At 39.4% G+C, this 15,353-nt stretch carries 12 protein-coding genes; 2 read left to right on the top strand and 10 right to left on the bottom strand.

The window, feature by feature from the left end; genetic code table 11:
* Positions 1-189 precede the first annotated feature (189 nt).
* From cydC to JNUCC25_RS26290, 8 genes are all read right to left on the bottom strand, one after another.
* Positions 190-1,935 carry a thiol reductant ABC exporter subunit CydC gene (cydC, locus tag JNUCC25_RS26255; protein ID WP_064472203.1) on the bottom strand — a complete coding sequence of 582 codons (1,746 nt, stop codon included), beginning with the start codon at positions 1,933-1,935 and terminating at the stop codon, positions 190-192.
* On the bottom strand, positions 1,935-3,647 hold the full coding sequence (cydD, locus tag JNUCC25_RS26260) for a thiol reductant ABC exporter subunit CydD (protein WP_029319458.1): 1,713 nt from the start codon (positions 3,645-3,647) through the stop codon (positions 1,935-1,937). Before cydD ends, cydC begins: the two co-directional genes overlap by 1 nt.
* On the bottom strand, positions 3,647-4,663 hold the full coding sequence (cydB, locus tag JNUCC25_RS26265) for a cytochrome d ubiquinol oxidase subunit II (protein WP_029319460.1): 1,017 nt from the start codon (positions 4,661-4,663) through the stop codon (positions 3,647-3,649). The genes cydD and cydB overlap by 1 nt, the downstream gene beginning before the upstream one ends.
* Positions 4,650-6,056 (bottom strand): cytochrome ubiquinol oxidase subunit I, encoded by a 1,407-nt coding sequence (locus JNUCC25_RS26270; protein ID WP_029319462.1) that lies wholly within the window; start codon positions 6,054-6,056, stop codon positions 4,650-4,652. Before JNUCC25_RS26270 ends, cydB begins: the two co-directional genes overlap by 14 nt.
* Before the next feature lie 301 nt (positions 6,057-6,357).
* On the bottom strand, positions 6,358-6,813 hold the full coding sequence (locus JNUCC25_RS26275) for a threonine/serine exporter family protein (RefSeq protein WP_013059882.1): 456 nt from the start codon (positions 6,811-6,813) through the stop codon (positions 6,358-6,360).
* Between the two features lie 14 nt (positions 6,814-6,827).
* Positions 6,828-7,589 carry a threonine/serine exporter family protein gene (locus tag JNUCC25_RS26280; protein WP_029319463.1) on the bottom strand — a complete coding sequence of 254 codons (762 nt, stop codon included), beginning with the start codon at positions 7,587-7,589 and terminating at the stop codon, positions 6,828-6,830.
* Positions 7,590-7,733: 144 nt separating this feature from the next.
* Positions 7,734-8,744: a LacI family DNA-binding transcriptional regulator gene (locus JNUCC25_RS26285; protein WP_029319465.1), complete on the bottom strand. Its 1,011-nt coding sequence runs from the start codon at positions 8,742-8,744 to the stop codon at positions 7,734-7,736.
* Between the two features lie 95 nt (positions 8,745-8,839).
* Positions 8,840-9,616 carry an alpha/beta hydrolase gene (locus JNUCC25_RS26290; RefSeq protein WP_029319467.1) on the bottom strand — a complete coding sequence of 259 codons (777 nt, stop codon included), beginning with the start codon at positions 9,614-9,616 and terminating at the stop codon, positions 8,840-8,842.
* A 189-nt stretch (positions 9,617-9,805) separates the two neighbouring features.
* Here JNUCC25_RS26290 and JNUCC25_RS26295 point away from each other — a divergent pair, with 189 nt between their 5' ends.
* Complete coding sequence (locus JNUCC25_RS26295; RefSeq protein WP_029319469.1) at positions 9,806-11,191, top strand: sugar porter family MFS transporter; 1,386 nt, start codon at positions 9,806-9,808, stop codon at positions 11,189-11,191.
* Between the two features lie 33 nt (positions 11,192-11,224).
* Here JNUCC25_RS26295 and JNUCC25_RS26300 read toward each other — a convergent pair whose 3' ends face one another.
* Positions 11,225-12,469: a glutamate-5-semialdehyde dehydrogenase gene (locus tag JNUCC25_RS26300; protein ID WP_029319471.1), complete on the bottom strand. Its 1,245-nt coding sequence runs from the start codon at positions 12,467-12,469 to the stop codon at positions 11,225-11,227.
* Positions 12,466-13,299, bottom strand: a complete 834-nt coding sequence (gene proB / locus JNUCC25_RS26305) for a glutamate 5-kinase (RefSeq protein WP_035438596.1) — start codon at positions 13,297-13,299, stop codon at positions 12,466-12,468. Before proB ends, JNUCC25_RS26300 begins: the two co-directional genes overlap by 4 nt.
* 244 nt (positions 13,300-13,543) lie before the next feature.
* Here proB and cstA point away from each other — a divergent pair, with 244 nt between their 5' ends.
* Complete coding sequence (cstA, locus tag JNUCC25_RS26310; protein WP_029319473.1) at positions 13,544-15,352, top strand: carbon starvation protein CstA; 1,809 nt, start codon at positions 13,544-13,546, stop codon at positions 15,350-15,352.
* Position 15,353 lies beyond the last annotated feature (1 nt).

Here is a 15,353-nt window from a genome sequence, read left to right on the forward strand (position 1 = left end):
CCCTAAAATAAACCGATGTTATACAGGAAGAAACAAACACTACCTTGTTTTACCACTTTTTCAAAAATGCTAAACGCATACTCTTTTCTTTGAATCCAAACTGCTTTCTTTCTTTCATTCGACACATATTTTACTCGTGTTTGTCGAATTTCACTTTATTATCAAATAATAAAAAGCCTTTAGCTTCTGCTAAAGGCTTTTTGCCGGATGATCCAATTCATATAGCTTTTGATAGTGACTGTTCGTCGCAAGTAATTCGTCATGCGTTCCTCGAATGGCTATCTTACCATCTTGGAAAAATAAGATTTCATCCATTTTTTCCATCCCAACTAAATTATGCGTAACCCAAATTAGGGTTTTGTCTTGAAGAGTTTCAAAGATAGTGGATAACAGACGCTTTTCAGTGATAGCATCCAACCCTGCAGTTGGCTCATCTAGCATAACAATTGGCGTATGCTGAAGCAGAACACGTGCTAACGCAATCCGCTGACGTTCTCCTCCCGAGAAGCGCTGACCTGTTTCGAGCATCGGCGTTTGATATCCTTGGTGCAAACCTTCCACAAGGGAGTGCATATTCACTTGCTTCATGGCCTCAATTACTTCTTCTTTTGTGGCCTCTTCATTAGCTAGTAATAAATTGTTGGCTACGCTTGTATTAAATAAATAAGGATTTTGATTTAATACAGAGATGAGTTTTGGTACATCTTCACGAACTTCAGCAACAGACTGACCGTTTAGCTGAACTGTACCTTCTGTAGGTACTAAGGAGCCTTGCAGCAACTTTAATAGAGTCGATTTTCCAGCTCCACTCTTGCCAAGAATCGCAATTTTTTTCCCTTGCTCGACTTGAAATGAAAGATCATGAATTACTGACTCCTCCTCATTACTATAGCGAAAGCTTACATGCTCAACTTTTAATCTAACCGAATTCCATGAACCTTTATAAGGTAGAGAAAGAGTATGTTTTTTCTTTTCGTTCACATCTTCCCAGTTCTTTTCCATTGCCTGTACTCTATTTAATGATTCTTCAAACTGAGGAATCTTTTCTACTGCATTAGATACTGGCAGCAGCGCTTCAGATAAAGGAAATACTACTAAAATAAAAGCAGCAATAAACACACCTGCAAGCTCTTTATCTGCAAAAAGAGAAGCCCCAAACCAAATCATTGTGACAATTAAACCTGCTACAACAAGTTGTCCAAACAATTCTCGATAATACGTCCATAGTTTAAGCTTACGATCCATGCCGTCTAACTCATTTTCTGTTTTGTTATACGAATGAAAAAATGACTGCTGCTGACCGCTTAACACCCAATCAGCCACTCCTAAAAAGCCGTCTGTGACCTTGGCATATAACTGTGCTTTGCTTGATTTATATCGCTGATTGGCTGCCTTCATATGCCAAAGGGAAAAAAGCGGCATCACTACTACTAATAAAATTAAATAGATGGCAATCAAACATGCAAACTTTAGGCTAAAGAATCCTAAAGCTACAATCGAAATAACGTATAAAATAACAGCTGAAATTGTTGGAAGAATGGTACGCAAGAATAAGTCTTGTAAACTTTCAATATCTTCCGCGAGAACTCCTAAAACATCTCCTGTTTGATAGCGAGATGTAGCAATTAACGGTTCAATCAAATGATAAAGACGTGTACGCATTTTAGCTAAAATACGAAGAATAAAATCGTGACTGACAAGACGCTCCGCATAACGGAAAGCGGCTCGGCTTAAACCAAATGTACGCACAAGTACAATTGGAACATACACCAATAAAATCGTTTCTGGCCGTAAGGAAGAAGCTGAAATCAAATAACCTGACGTGAACATTAACGCGCAAGCAGAACCAATCGTTAACATGCTTAGTAATAAAATAGAAAAGATACGATATTTATATGTTTTAAAGTAGGGCCATATCCAACTTTTATATTTCATCATATCTCCTCCTCTTCATGTAAAAATTGATAGTAAGCTCCTTTTTTTCGAATCAGTTCTTGATGATTACCGATTTCTGCAACTTTTCCGTCCTCTATTACAACAATGAGATCCATGTCTTTCATCCAATGCAGACGGTGTGTAGCTAAAATAAATAACTTCTCTTGGAACATCGTTAAAATATCTTGCTTTAATTCATATTCCGTTTCAATATCGACTTGTGCCGTTGGTTCATCAAGCATAATAATAGGGCGGTCGCTTAGAAATGCCCTTGCTAGAGCAATTCTTTGAGCTTGGCCGCCGCTAAGCTGCCGTCCTCCATCTCCGATCATTTCATTTTCCTTCTCAGACATCTGTTGAATCATAGATAAAAGCCCTGCTTTCGTTAAAGCATCTTCATAATCATATGAGCCGCCTCTATCTTGATAAAATTCAATATTTTCTTTTACTGTTCCATTAAAAATAAATGGATGCTGAGGGATATACGTAATCTGCTTTTGCCAAGCATCTGAGCGTAAATCAATTGGCACGCCGTTTACTTCAGCAGAGCCTTCTGTAGATTGCACAAAGCCGCTTAGTATATCAATAAGCGTCGATTTTCCAGCGCCGCTTTTTCCGATGATTCCAATTTTCTTCATTCCTTTAACATGCAGTGACACATCTTCAAGGGAAGGTGGATGCTCTTCGTCATATTTGACGGTGATATGCCTTAATTGAAGTTCACTGCTTTCAGTCCAACTAGGAACATCTTCTTTTTTAGTCGGCGTTTTTTCAGCCTGCTTCACAATCTTAAGTAATGCATCTCCGGATTCTTTTCCGTCTAATGTTGCATGGTAATCATTTCCGACTTCTCGTATCGGCAGGAAGTATTCAGGCGCCAGCAATAAAATCATAAGTGCAGGCTCTAATGTCATCGAACCATTCACCAGCCGCAAACCAAGCATAACAGCTACGATGGCTACAGATAACATCGTAAAGAAATCTAAAGCAAACGTAGATAAAAAAGCAATTCGGAGCGTTCCCATTGTCGCTTTTCGATAACGGTCACTGACTCTTTCAATCGTTTCAGCATGCTCCTTACTTTTCCCGAGAAATGTTAAAGTTTCTAACCCTCGAAGCGAATCTACAAAGTGGTTCGACAACACGTGATATGTCTCCCATTGGCTATCTATTTTTTTTTGTGCAGCCAGTCCGAGCAAAATCATAAATAAAATTAAAATTGGCATGGTCACAAGTAAAATAATGCCTGAAAGCCGATCATGATACCAAACGAAAGCAAGCACTAGCCAAGGTGTAACGCTAATGGCGGCCAGTTTAGGCAAAAACAGCTCGAGATAAGCGCGAAGCTTCTGTAGGCCTGTGGTGATGAGCGTCACCAAGTTTCCTGTTCCTTCATCTTTGGTAAAACGCGGTCCTAATGCAAAAATGCTTTTCATGACTATCAAACGCAGTTCCTGAGTCGTTTTGACTCCAAATTGATATGACGTTTTTTTCACTATAAAACCTATGATCTGACGAACCATAAAGGCAGACAAAAACAATCCGATTGCTTTTGTCTGCGAAGTTAAACTTTCACCATGAAAAAGAGCGGTAATTACTTCGGCGAGCCACTTAGCTTGAAAAATAATGGCTACACTTTGAATAGTAATAAGCCCTATTAACATGGCAAGAACCATTTTTATTCCGTTGTAAACCATTAAATTTCTACCCATTAATACTCCATATGCTCCTTATGATCTACACGCTTTCTGAAAACGTAGTAGCTCCAAATTTGATAACCTAACACAAAAGGCAGTAACGCAATAGCAGCGTAAGACATAATCTTTAAGGAATAATTCCCTGATGCTGCATTATGAATCGTTAAACTATAGCTTTCATTGATTGAACTAACCAAAACGTTTGGAAACAATCCTGCAAATATAGAGGAAATTGATAAAATCAAAATTAAGCCAGACATAGCAAATGCCCATCCGTCTTTTTTACGTGTAAGGAAAAATCCTGCTAGTAAATACACGAAAATACCGATGAAAAATGTATATAGCATCAAGCGGCTATGATTACTGAATAAATCTGTTTCAAAAAACGTCATGCCTGAAAAGATAAGAAGTAATAAGGCATTTATAGGCAAAAGCTTCATAGCGACTTTCCGTGAACGATCTCTAATATCGTCCATCGTACGGATCGTCGCAAAAATAAGTCCGTGCCATAAGCAAAGCATTGTTAACGTAACGCCGCCTGTGATGGTATATAGATTAACAATATCGGAAAAGCCGGCATTCATTTGCATGTTGCGCTCAACAGGCAGTCCTTTCATTAGCGCTGAAAATAAGATACCAAAAATGAGCGGTGGAAAAAGACTTCCAAAGAAGATAACCCAATCCCATGCATTTTTCCACGCTTGTTTTTCAACTTTCCCTCGAAATTCAAATGCTACACCGCGGCCAATAAGCGAAAGCAAAAGAAGAACAAAAAGAACATATGACCCGCTTAATAGCGTTGCATACCAGTTTGGAAAAGCGGCAAACATAGCACCGATTGCTGAAATTAGCCAAACTTCATTTGCATCCCAAAAAGGACCAATTGTATTAATAAAAGCTCGTCGCTCTAAGTCGTTTCTTCCTAAAAAACGAGACACCATGCCAATCCCAAAATCAAAGCCTTCTAAAAAGATAAAACCAACAAACAGAATGGATACTAGTAAATACCAGAATTCATTAAGAGAAAACATTGTATCCCTCCTTTGTAAACGGATCAGTTGATACTACTTTTGTATGTGCTTCGTGATCGTGATCTGGACCTTTTTTAATTTCTTTAACGAACAAGAACACCATAATCACAGCTAAAATTAAATAAAAGAACGAAAACGAGATAATAGAAAACAGCAATTCACCTGCTGTTACACCAGGAGACACGGCATCTTCCGTTTTCATATAGCCAAATACAACCCAAGGCTGACGGCCAATCTCTGTCATAATCCAACCTGCTGAGCTTCCAAGGAACGGAAAGGCAATGGCAATCGTCATAATACGTAAAAATAGTTTGCTTTCTTGAAGTTTTTTACGAGAAAGCAAGTACGTGCCCCAAATACCTAATGCACATAATACCCCACCTAGACCAGCCATAATGCGGAAACTCCAAAATGTTGTCCGAACGGGTGGAATATAATTTCCTGCTCCATATTTCGCCGTGTACTGCTCCTGCAGCTGGTTCATCCCAGGAACGGAACCTGAAAATTTCCCGTATGATAAGAAGCTTAATAAATAAGGTATTTTGATTTCACTCGTATTTTTCTTTTCATCGGGGTGAATATTTGCTGTTACCGTCCAAGCGCCTGGACTCCCGCTGTTTTCCCATAATCCTTCACTTGCGGCCATTTTCATCGGCTGTGTTTTAACTAAGTATCCAGCCTGTTCATGACCAGATAACGCAATTCCTACACCTGAAACTAACCCTACAATAATGGCAACTTGAAATGATTTTTTGGCAAAAGCCACATGTTTTTTCTTCAAGAGCATAATGGCACTGACACCCGTGATAAAAAAGGCGCCTGTTGCAAACGAACCTAAAATGGTATGAGGGAATTCAACCCACAGCTGACCGTTTGTTAACAATTTAAAGAAGTCATTCATTTCTAAACGTCCATTATTCAGCTCCATTCCAACCGGATGCTGCATAAAAGAATTAGCCGTTAAAATAAAGAACGCTGAAAAAATAGTACCTAGACTAACAAGCCAAATACATAGACAGTGCAGCCATTTAGGCAAACGATCCCACCCGAAAATCCACAGTCCGAGGAAAGTGGACTCCATAAAAAACGCGAGCAGTGCTTCAATAGCAAGCGGCGCACCGAATACATCTCCTACAAACCGTGAGTACTCTGACCAGTTCATGCCAAACTGAAATTCTTGTAAAATACCTGTTACGACTCCGACAGCAAAGTTAATCAGGAATAAGTGCCCCCAAAACTTTGCCATTTTTTTATACTGTTCATCTTTTTTTACTACGTACATCGTTTCCATGATCGCTACTAAAAAGACAAGACCGATAGATAGCGGTACAAAGATAAAATGAAACAGCGTCGTTGATGCAAATTGAATACGTGATAGTATAACTGTATCCATCTTCTTTCTCCTCTCATATATAAGAACATTCATCATTTCCATAGATACTTTGCTTATTTCTGAGCATCTTTTACTTACATTGTGAAACATTGAGCATAATAATTCGAGATATATGCTCAATGTTTCACATACATATGTAATATCTCTCTTTCTATCTACATAGTATAGTCTATTTTTTTAGCTGTGCACGTACATTTTTTGAACGTTTTTAGACTAAAACGTGACTTTCTTGTGACAAAAAAGTGAAGGATCTCTTTATTTTTTTCATAAAAAAAGCACGCTCTGATTTGAGCTTGCTTCTCTACGGTCGATATTTTGCTTTGGCATTTAATTTAGATTGACGAATGATTTGGTTGATGACTTCAGAAAACACAATACCAATGGCAATTGAACCTGAAATCATAAAAGCTTTCGCTGCAAGACTAATCGCTTCATTATAGTTATTTTCTACAAAGTTACGCATGGCATCGTATGCTGTTCCTCCTGGAACTAGCGGAATAATACCTGCTACGGTGAAAATAATGATCGGCGTTCGGTAAATTTTTGCGTAAATTTGACTAATAATAGCAATAAAGAAGGCCGATGCAACTGTGCTTGGAATTTCATCTACGCCATAGAACGTTAGCAAATAGTAAATGAGCCAGCCAATCATTCCGACAAAGCCACTTTTTAATAATGATTCACGTGGAACATTAAAAATGATCCCAAATGCTGCTGAAGCAATAAAACTTGTAATTATCTGCTCTACGATATGCATATGATGCCTCCCTTCTATAGAAGCGTAAATACAATGGCAATACCTGCACCGATAGCGAATGCCGTCAGAAACGCTTCTGCTCCTTTTGATAATCCAGACAGTAAATGTCCTGCCATTAAATCTCGCACTGCATTGGTAATGGATAAGCCAGGAACGAGAGGCATAACGGATCCAATAATAATTTTATCAATTTGCGTGCCTAGTCCTGAAGCAACTAAAAGAGCTGATAAAAGTCCAATAACTAACGAAGCGGTAAACTCAGCAAAAAAGCGAATCGGAATAAGACGGTGGAAATACACCACGGTTAAAAATCCGAGACCTCCTGAAAACATAGCTGGAATAAAGTCCGACCATAAACCTTGAAACATGATTAAAAAGCATCCGCTAGAAATGGATGCAGCTGCAAGTTGAACCCATAGTGGAAAAGCTACGTTCGTTGCTTCAATTTCTTGTAGCATTTCATACGCTTCCTCCAAGGAGATGTGTCCTTGACTGATTGTTCTTGAGACGCTATTTACCATGGTTACTTTTTTTAAATCTGTCGTTCGTTCCGAAATACGAATTAACTTCGTTTTCGTCGGTTCTTTCGTTTCAAGTGAAAACATAATCCCTGTTGGCGTCACATAGCTGTGGGATTTTTTTATACCGTAAGACGCTGCAATCCGCATCATTGTGTCTTCTACTCGATACGTTTCTGCTCCGCTTTCTAACATAATTTTACCTGCTAGTAAGCTAACGTCCATAATTTCATATTTATCTAATTTTTGTTGTGTCATCAAATCGCTCCAAACATATTAAAGCTTGGTTTTTTCCCCTACAGCATACAGTGTATAAGAAAGAGGGAAGTGGACGCAATGGTTAATGCAAAAAAGTGTGGACTTTTTGTCTCACACTTTCAGGAATAGTATATACATTCCTTATCAATTCATACGTTTTGTGGTCTCGCGCTCTACTAATACAGGTGCCATTTTATACTGCATCTGATCTATTTCTTGCTGATCCTGAATTTGCTGAAGTAAGAGGTTTACTGCTTTTTCAGCCATTTTTTCCATCGGTTGACGGATAGTTGTTAGTGGAGGATGCGCTTCACTAGCTTCTGTAATATCATCAAACCCTATAACAGACAAATCTGCTGGAACGTGAAGCCCATTTTGCCACGCACAGTGTATCACTTTCAGAGCAATGTAATCCGTAGCACAAATAAGCGCAGTTGGAGGCTCTGGATGATGAGCTAGCTTATTTATAAACTGATATAGTTCATCTGAGTTATTCATATCTTCTTTCACAAACTTTGCGTTTGCTGACGGTACATACTGATAAAAAAGAGACAGACGGTGTTCGACTCCGCTTACAGCTTTTCCAACGAACCCTATATTCTTATGACCAAGGTCCGTTAAGTGAGCAACAGCTAATTGCATTCCCACCGCATCATCTACATGTACAATCGGCCAAAGTGCAGAAGAGGCGTCTCCTGTAAGAGAAACGTAAGGCGTTTGATATTGTTTTAATACGTCTACAAACGGATGCTGAGCAGCTACATAGTCTAATAAAATGACCCCATCAAACCAATGGTTCATCATAACATTTAATTGACGCTCAGCCGTTGTTTCTTCGTAATCCGTGTGTCCAATAAGAACATCCATCCCTCGACTTTGGACTTGTTGCTGTACCTTTTTTAATAGTTCAATTAGAAACGGATCTTTTAAATCTCTAATTAATATCCCGATAATCCCTGTTTTTTGGGCCCGCAGAGCTGCCGCAAATGGATTCGTCTGATACCCTAAATGAGCTGCTGCTTTTAGTACTTTTTGTTTAGTTTTTTCACTGATTTTAATTTTACCGTCTTTATTATTGAAGATTCTTGATACCGTAGCTAATGAAACTCCCGCTTCTTTTGCTACTTCTGTAATCGTGACTTTTTTTCTCCCCATTCGTACCGACTCCTATTTTCTTTTAGTCTATCGACCAAGTAAACATTTTTCTTTATTATACTACTAGAAGCCGGAACCACCGAAAACTACCTTCCCTACTTTTCACTAAACAGCCACTTTAACACATCTTGAATTTTTTGATCCCAATATGCCCAGTCGTGACTTCCTTTTCCTTCTTCATATGTAAAACAAATAGGCTCTTGCTTACATCGCTCGGAAAAACGTTTATTTTCCTGATATAAAAAATCTTCCGTTCCACAGCATTGATAAATACGCGGAGTCACTTCTCCATAGCGCCGGCGATTTTCAAGCAGCCAGAAAAGATCATCTTCAGGTCTAATAACAGGCGGCATGCCAAAAATCAAAGGATAATCTAAGAACTGAACTTCTCCTCGCCCTCCAAGCCCTTCAACGTCCATCACTCCTGATAAACTGGCAGCTGCAGAAAATTGATGTGGTTTGCGAAACGCCCATTTTAAAGCGCCGTACCCTCCCATAGAAAGGCCAGCTACAAAATTATCTTCTCTTTTTTCCGATAATGGAAAGAATGATCTAGCCAATTGAGGAAGTTCTTCTGTTACAAACGTCCAATACTTTTTTCCATAAGCCATATCTCTATAAAAGCTACGATCTACATTTGGCATTACAACTGCAAGTCCTAATTCTGATGCGTAGCGTTCAACCGAAGTCCTTCTCATCCATATCGTATGATCATCAGAAAGACCGTGTAATAAATAGAGCGTAGGGTGTTTCTCACTTCTTGTATTGGTTTTTAAACCAATTTGACATTTTGTTTGCTGCGGTATCAAAACGTTCATTGAAGTACTTATTTGCAATACTTCTGAAAAAAAATCACATTGCATAAATGCCATATTTCTCTTCCCCCCTATTTTTTCTTCCCTATTGATTGATAACAAAACGTACATAATTCATATAAAAGTTAAAAAATAGTTTGATTATTTACAATTTTTAGTTTAACATAAAAACATCTTTTATGAAAACGTTTTACGTATAACGTTTTTTTATTAAAATAATGACCGTGATTCAAAGGAGGAATTTATATGGGGATAGTAAAAGTAACTTCTGACGAGTATAAGGAGCAAAAAGGAAATCTATTTTTCGTGATTTTCATTTCATGTGCAGCTGCTTTTGGAGGGTTACTTTACGGCTATGACACAGCCGTCATTTCAGGAGCTATTGGGTTGATGGAAGTACATTTTAATCTTAGTCCAACGATGGTAGGTTTTGTTGTATCTAGTCTGCTGCTCGGTGGTGCCGTTGGGGTACTTGCTTCAGGGAAACTGAGTGATCGATTCGGTAGAAAAAGCATCTTACTTTTAGCAGCTTCTTTATTTATCGTGTCCGCAATTATGCAAGCGCTATCTTCCTCCATCTCTTTTGTGATTATTTCTCGAATTATTGGAGGACTAGGCATTGGTATGGCTTCTGTTCTTTCGATTACCTATATTTCTGAAATAGCCCCTCGGCACATGCGCGGCCGCTTAGGCTCTCTTTATCAATTTGCTGTTGCTGTTGGGATTGTTTCTGTCTATTTTGTAAATGACTACATTTTATCTATTGGGGAAGACGCTTGGCAGAATTCCACGGGATGGCGCTACATTATCGGCGCTTCTGGCATTCCAGCTCTTTTATTTCTTCTTATCCTTTCTACTGTTCCTGAAAGTCCGAGGTGGCTGGTAAAAGCAAACCGCACTTTAGAAGCTATGGACATTTTAATTAAAATCAATGGTACACAGATTGCACACCAAGAGCTGTATCATATTGAGCAATCGTTAAAAGAAAATCAACCGGCTTCTCTTTCGCTTTTTAAAGAGGCTGGTCTTCGAAAAGCGCTGCTTATTGGTATTCTACTTGCAGCCTTTCAACAGCTTGTCGGAATTAATGCCATTATTTATTACGCCCCACAAGTTTTTGAAGCAGCTGGAGCTAGAGGAGATTTATCGCTCCTTGTTACGTCTATGATTGGTGTAGCTGCCTTTTTAGGCGTTCTTTGTTCCATGTGGCTTATCGACCGGATTGGCCGCAAAGCTTTATTGCTTATTGGCACAGCTGGTATGGCCGTTACGCAGCTTCTCGTTTCCTTTGGATTTCATTCTCAGGGTACTGAAGGGTTGACTACTAGTTTACTTATTGTTTTTTATTTATTTCTTTTTAATATTTCTATGGGACCGGTTGTATGGGTTGTGATTTCGGAAATTTTTCCTAATCACGCGAGAGGCTATGCAATGTCTATTTCTACGTTTTTCTTGTGGATAGCTAATTGGTTTGTATCTCAGTTTTTCCCTATCCTTTGGAACAAAGCTGGAGGATCTTTCACATTTTTATTCTTTATGATTATGTGTATTGCTTCATTTTTGTTTATATGGAAGTGGGTTCCGGAAACAAAAGGAAAGTCACTTGAAGAAATTGAACATATATGGAAATAAGAGAAGCCTGGGCATATGCCTCAGGCTTCTTTTTTATCGAATTTGTCCATCTCCGTAAATAATATATTTTAGCGTTGTTAATTCCTTTAATCCCATCGGTCCACGCGCATGAAGCTTTTGTGTACTGATTCCGATTTCTGCCCCGAAACCAAACTCTTCTCCGTCCGTAAACCTCGTTGAAGCATTCACATAAACAGCGGCTGAATTAACGCGCTGTAAAAAACGCTGAGCATGAGCATAATTTGTTGTTACAATCGCTTCAGAGTGATGTGAACTATGAACATTAATATGGGAAATCGCTTCATCGATATCATCTACGATTTTAACCGCCATGATGAAATCCAAGTATTCTTTCTTCCAATCCTCATCCCCTGCTGGAACAAGATCTGGAACGATTGTTAGCGCACGTTCATCACCGCGTACTTCTACATCTTTCTCTCGTAGCGCTTGAACAATAATCGGCAAAAATTCATGAGCCGCTCGTTCATGAATAATCAGCTTTTCGGCTGAGTTACACACCGCTGGACGAGATGTTTTTGCATTAATGACGATATTGGCCGCCATGTCACCGTCATATGCTTCATCAACATAAATGTGGCAGTTCCCAGTTCCTGTCTCAATAACGGGAACCGTTGCATTTTTTACCACCGCTTCAATTAAACCAGCACCGCCTCGAGGAATTAATACATCGATATATTCATTTAATTTCATTAACTCCAGTGCTGTTTCTCTCGACGTATCTTCAATAAGCTGTACGCTATGCTCAGGCAATCCTGCACTTGCCGCAGCTTGAGATAATACAGAAACAATCGCTTGATTCGAATAAAACGCCTCGCTGCCTCCGCGCAAAATAACTGCATTTCCTGCTTTTAAGCATAAGCCTGCTGCATCACACGTAACGTTTGGACGCGCTTCATAAATAATTCCTATGACACCAATAGGTACACGCTGCTGCCCAATTTGTAAGCCATTTGGTCGCTTCGCCATAGACAGCACTTCTCCTACTGGATCGGAAAGCGCAGCTACTTGGCGCAGGCCGTCTGCCATTCCGTGAATCCGCTCTTCATTTAAAGATAGGCGATCCAACATAGCTTTTGACGTGCCTTTTTGAACGGCTTTTTCTACGTCTAATTTATTTGCTTTTAAAATCGCTTCTTGCTGACTCAATAAAGCAGCCGCCATTTTATAAAGTGCCTGCTGTTTTTGTTCGCTCGTTACATTTCCTAAGAAATAAGAGGCTTCTTTTCCCTGCTTTCCTTTAAGCTGCAATTCACTCATTTCATTACTCCTTCAGCTTGTTTTAAGAATAACGTTCCAATTTCTTGGCCTTCAATAATATCTCGCAAAATACTTGGTTCTTTACCATTTGCTAGGATTAAGCTCACGCCTGCACTTGTAGCTGTTTTAGCAGCGGTAAGCTTTGTGACCATTCCGCCTGTTCCAACGTCAGTTCCACTATCTCCAGCAAAATTCTCAAGCTCCGGTGTGATCCCATCTATTACTTTCATTAATTTAGAGTTAAGGTTTTTTGTGGGATCTGAATCAAAGAAACCGTCAATATCAGATAAAATAACAAGTAAATCTGCGTGAATCAAAACTGAAACAATGGCGGATAAATTATCGTTATCTCCAAAACGTACGATGTTTTCAATCTCATCGATTGCAACTGTATCGTTTTCATTCACAATAGGAATTACTTTGTCTTCAATTAATTTTTCAAACGTGTTCACAACGTTATTGCGCACATGTTCATCTTCGATTACATCTTTCGTTAACAGTACTTGACCAACGATGTGGCTGTACTCACCAAAGAATTTACTATAGATATGCATAAGCTCACATTGCCCGACAGAGGCCGCTGCTTGTTTGTCTCGAATAGAAGTTGGCTTTTCTTTTAACTTTAGTTTTTTTACTCCTACTTGAACAGCACCTGATGTAACAAGCACAACTTCTTTTCCTGCATTCATTAAATCAGATAAAACACGCGCTAGTTTTTCAATGCGTGCTAAGTTAATATCTCCATTATCATAGGTCAACGTAGATGTCCCTACTTTGACTACAATACGCTTGCTATTTTGTAACTCTTGACGATGGTTCACTCTTTTCATCTCCCTAACTAAAAACACCTAAATGCGTACTAATTTTTTTAAAAATTATAGCAGAGATTATGCGAAAAGTCTTATAGTTTTTCAAAGGGAATTTGAACTTTCTAATTTTTTAAATAATTAAGGGAAAAACTGGTGATAAAAGCGCTTTCTTCTTTTATAATGAAAGTTGTAAGGGGAACACACAATTACATAACGTTGTGTAGTAGTACAAACATCAGACAACTAAGGGATAGGGGGATTTGTAATGAATGCGGTTACCATTGTTATTGGATCTATCTGTATTTTAATGATTGCGTATCGGCTTTATGGAACATTCATGGCTGTTAAGGTCTTGAAACTAAACGATGCGCAAAAAACGCCAGCACATGAGCTTGAAGATGGAAAAGATTATGTGCCAACCAACCGATGGGTAACATTTGGTCATCACTTTGCAGCTATTGCAGCTGCTGGTCCGCTTGTTGGACCTATCTTAGCAGCTCAGTTTGGCTATTTGCCCGGACTGCTCTGGCTTTTAATCGGAGCTGTAATCGGAGGAGCCGTTCACGATGCAGTTGTGTTATTTGCATCTATGCGCCAAAAAGGCCAGTCGCTTTCAGAAGTGGCTAAAAAAGAGCTAGGACCCGTCGCTGGTTTTTGTACAGGTTTAGCTATGCTTTTTATCATTACCATCACAATGGCCGGTTTATCTATGGTCGTGTTACACGCACTTGAGAAAAATCCTTGGGGTACATTCGCTGTTGGAATTACGATTCCGATTGCAATGGGGGTAGGTATTTACCACAAAAAAACCGGTAATTTAAAAGCGGCTTCTACCGTCGGCTTCATTTTAATTTTAATCGCCGTATTTAGCGGTCCTTATATTCAAGGAACAGCTTTAGGAGATTTTTTAACGCTAGATATTAAAACACTTTCAATTATTCTTCCCGTTTATGCATTTTTCGCAGCGGCCTTGCCCGTTTGGCTGCTTTTAGCACCTCGAGATTATTTAAGCAGCTTTATGAAAATTGGTGTCTTTATCGCGCTGATTGTAGGCGTGTTTTTCGTAAATCCAGCAATTCCATTTCCTGCAGTTACTGAATTTATTCACGGAGGCGGCCCTATTTTAGCAGGACCTGTGTGGCCGTTCATTTCCATTACGATCGCCTGCGGTGCTATTTCCGGCTTCCATGCATTTGTTGGTTCAGGGACAACCCCTAAGATGCTTGACCGCTGGAGTGACATTAAAGTTGTAGGCTTCGGGGCGATGTTAGTCGAATGCTTGGTAGGAATTATGGCATTAATTGCCGCAACAGCTTTACATCCTGGAGACTACTTTGCAATCAACTCTACACCTGAAGTGTTTAAAACGCTCGGTATGAACGTGACAGCTCTTCCTCAGCTTAGCCAAGAGATTGGTCTAAACTTGGAAGGCCGTACAGGCGGCGCTGTTACACTGGCTGTAGGCATGACGTATATCTTCACGGAAATTCCTTGGTTCAGCCACCTGTCTTCTTATTTTTTCCAGTTCGTCATTATGTTTGAAGCAGTGTTTATTTTAACTGCTATCGACGCTGGCACACGCGTTTCCCGCTATTTAATTCAAGACTTTTTCGGTGAATTTTATAAGCCTTTGAAGCGAGTAGACTGGCTTCCCGGGTCCATTTTTGCAAGCGCCCTAGCCTGTTTTATGTGGGGGTACTTATTGTTCTCAGGAGATATTGGCTCCGTTTGGGCGCTGTTCGGCGTATCGAATCAGTTAATGGCCTCTATTGGTTTAATTATTGGAGCAACCGTCATTCTTAGAATTGCAGATAAACGTTCCTATATGCTTACTTGCCTTATTCCATTAGCCTACCTTTACGTGACGGTTAACTACGCGGGTTATTGGATGGTTAAGAATGTGTATTTAAATGAAGCTGCGGCAGGTTACAGCATATTAAATGCGACTCTTTCAATCATCATGCTTATACTCGGCCTCATTATTATGATAGCCGCGATTCAAAAATGGACACAGCTTTGGCGCACGCCTCAGGCTGAGCTGGCAGCGAAAGCAAACTTAACACAAAATATATAAA

The organism is Priestia sp. JNUCC 25, from assembly GCF_053667915.1.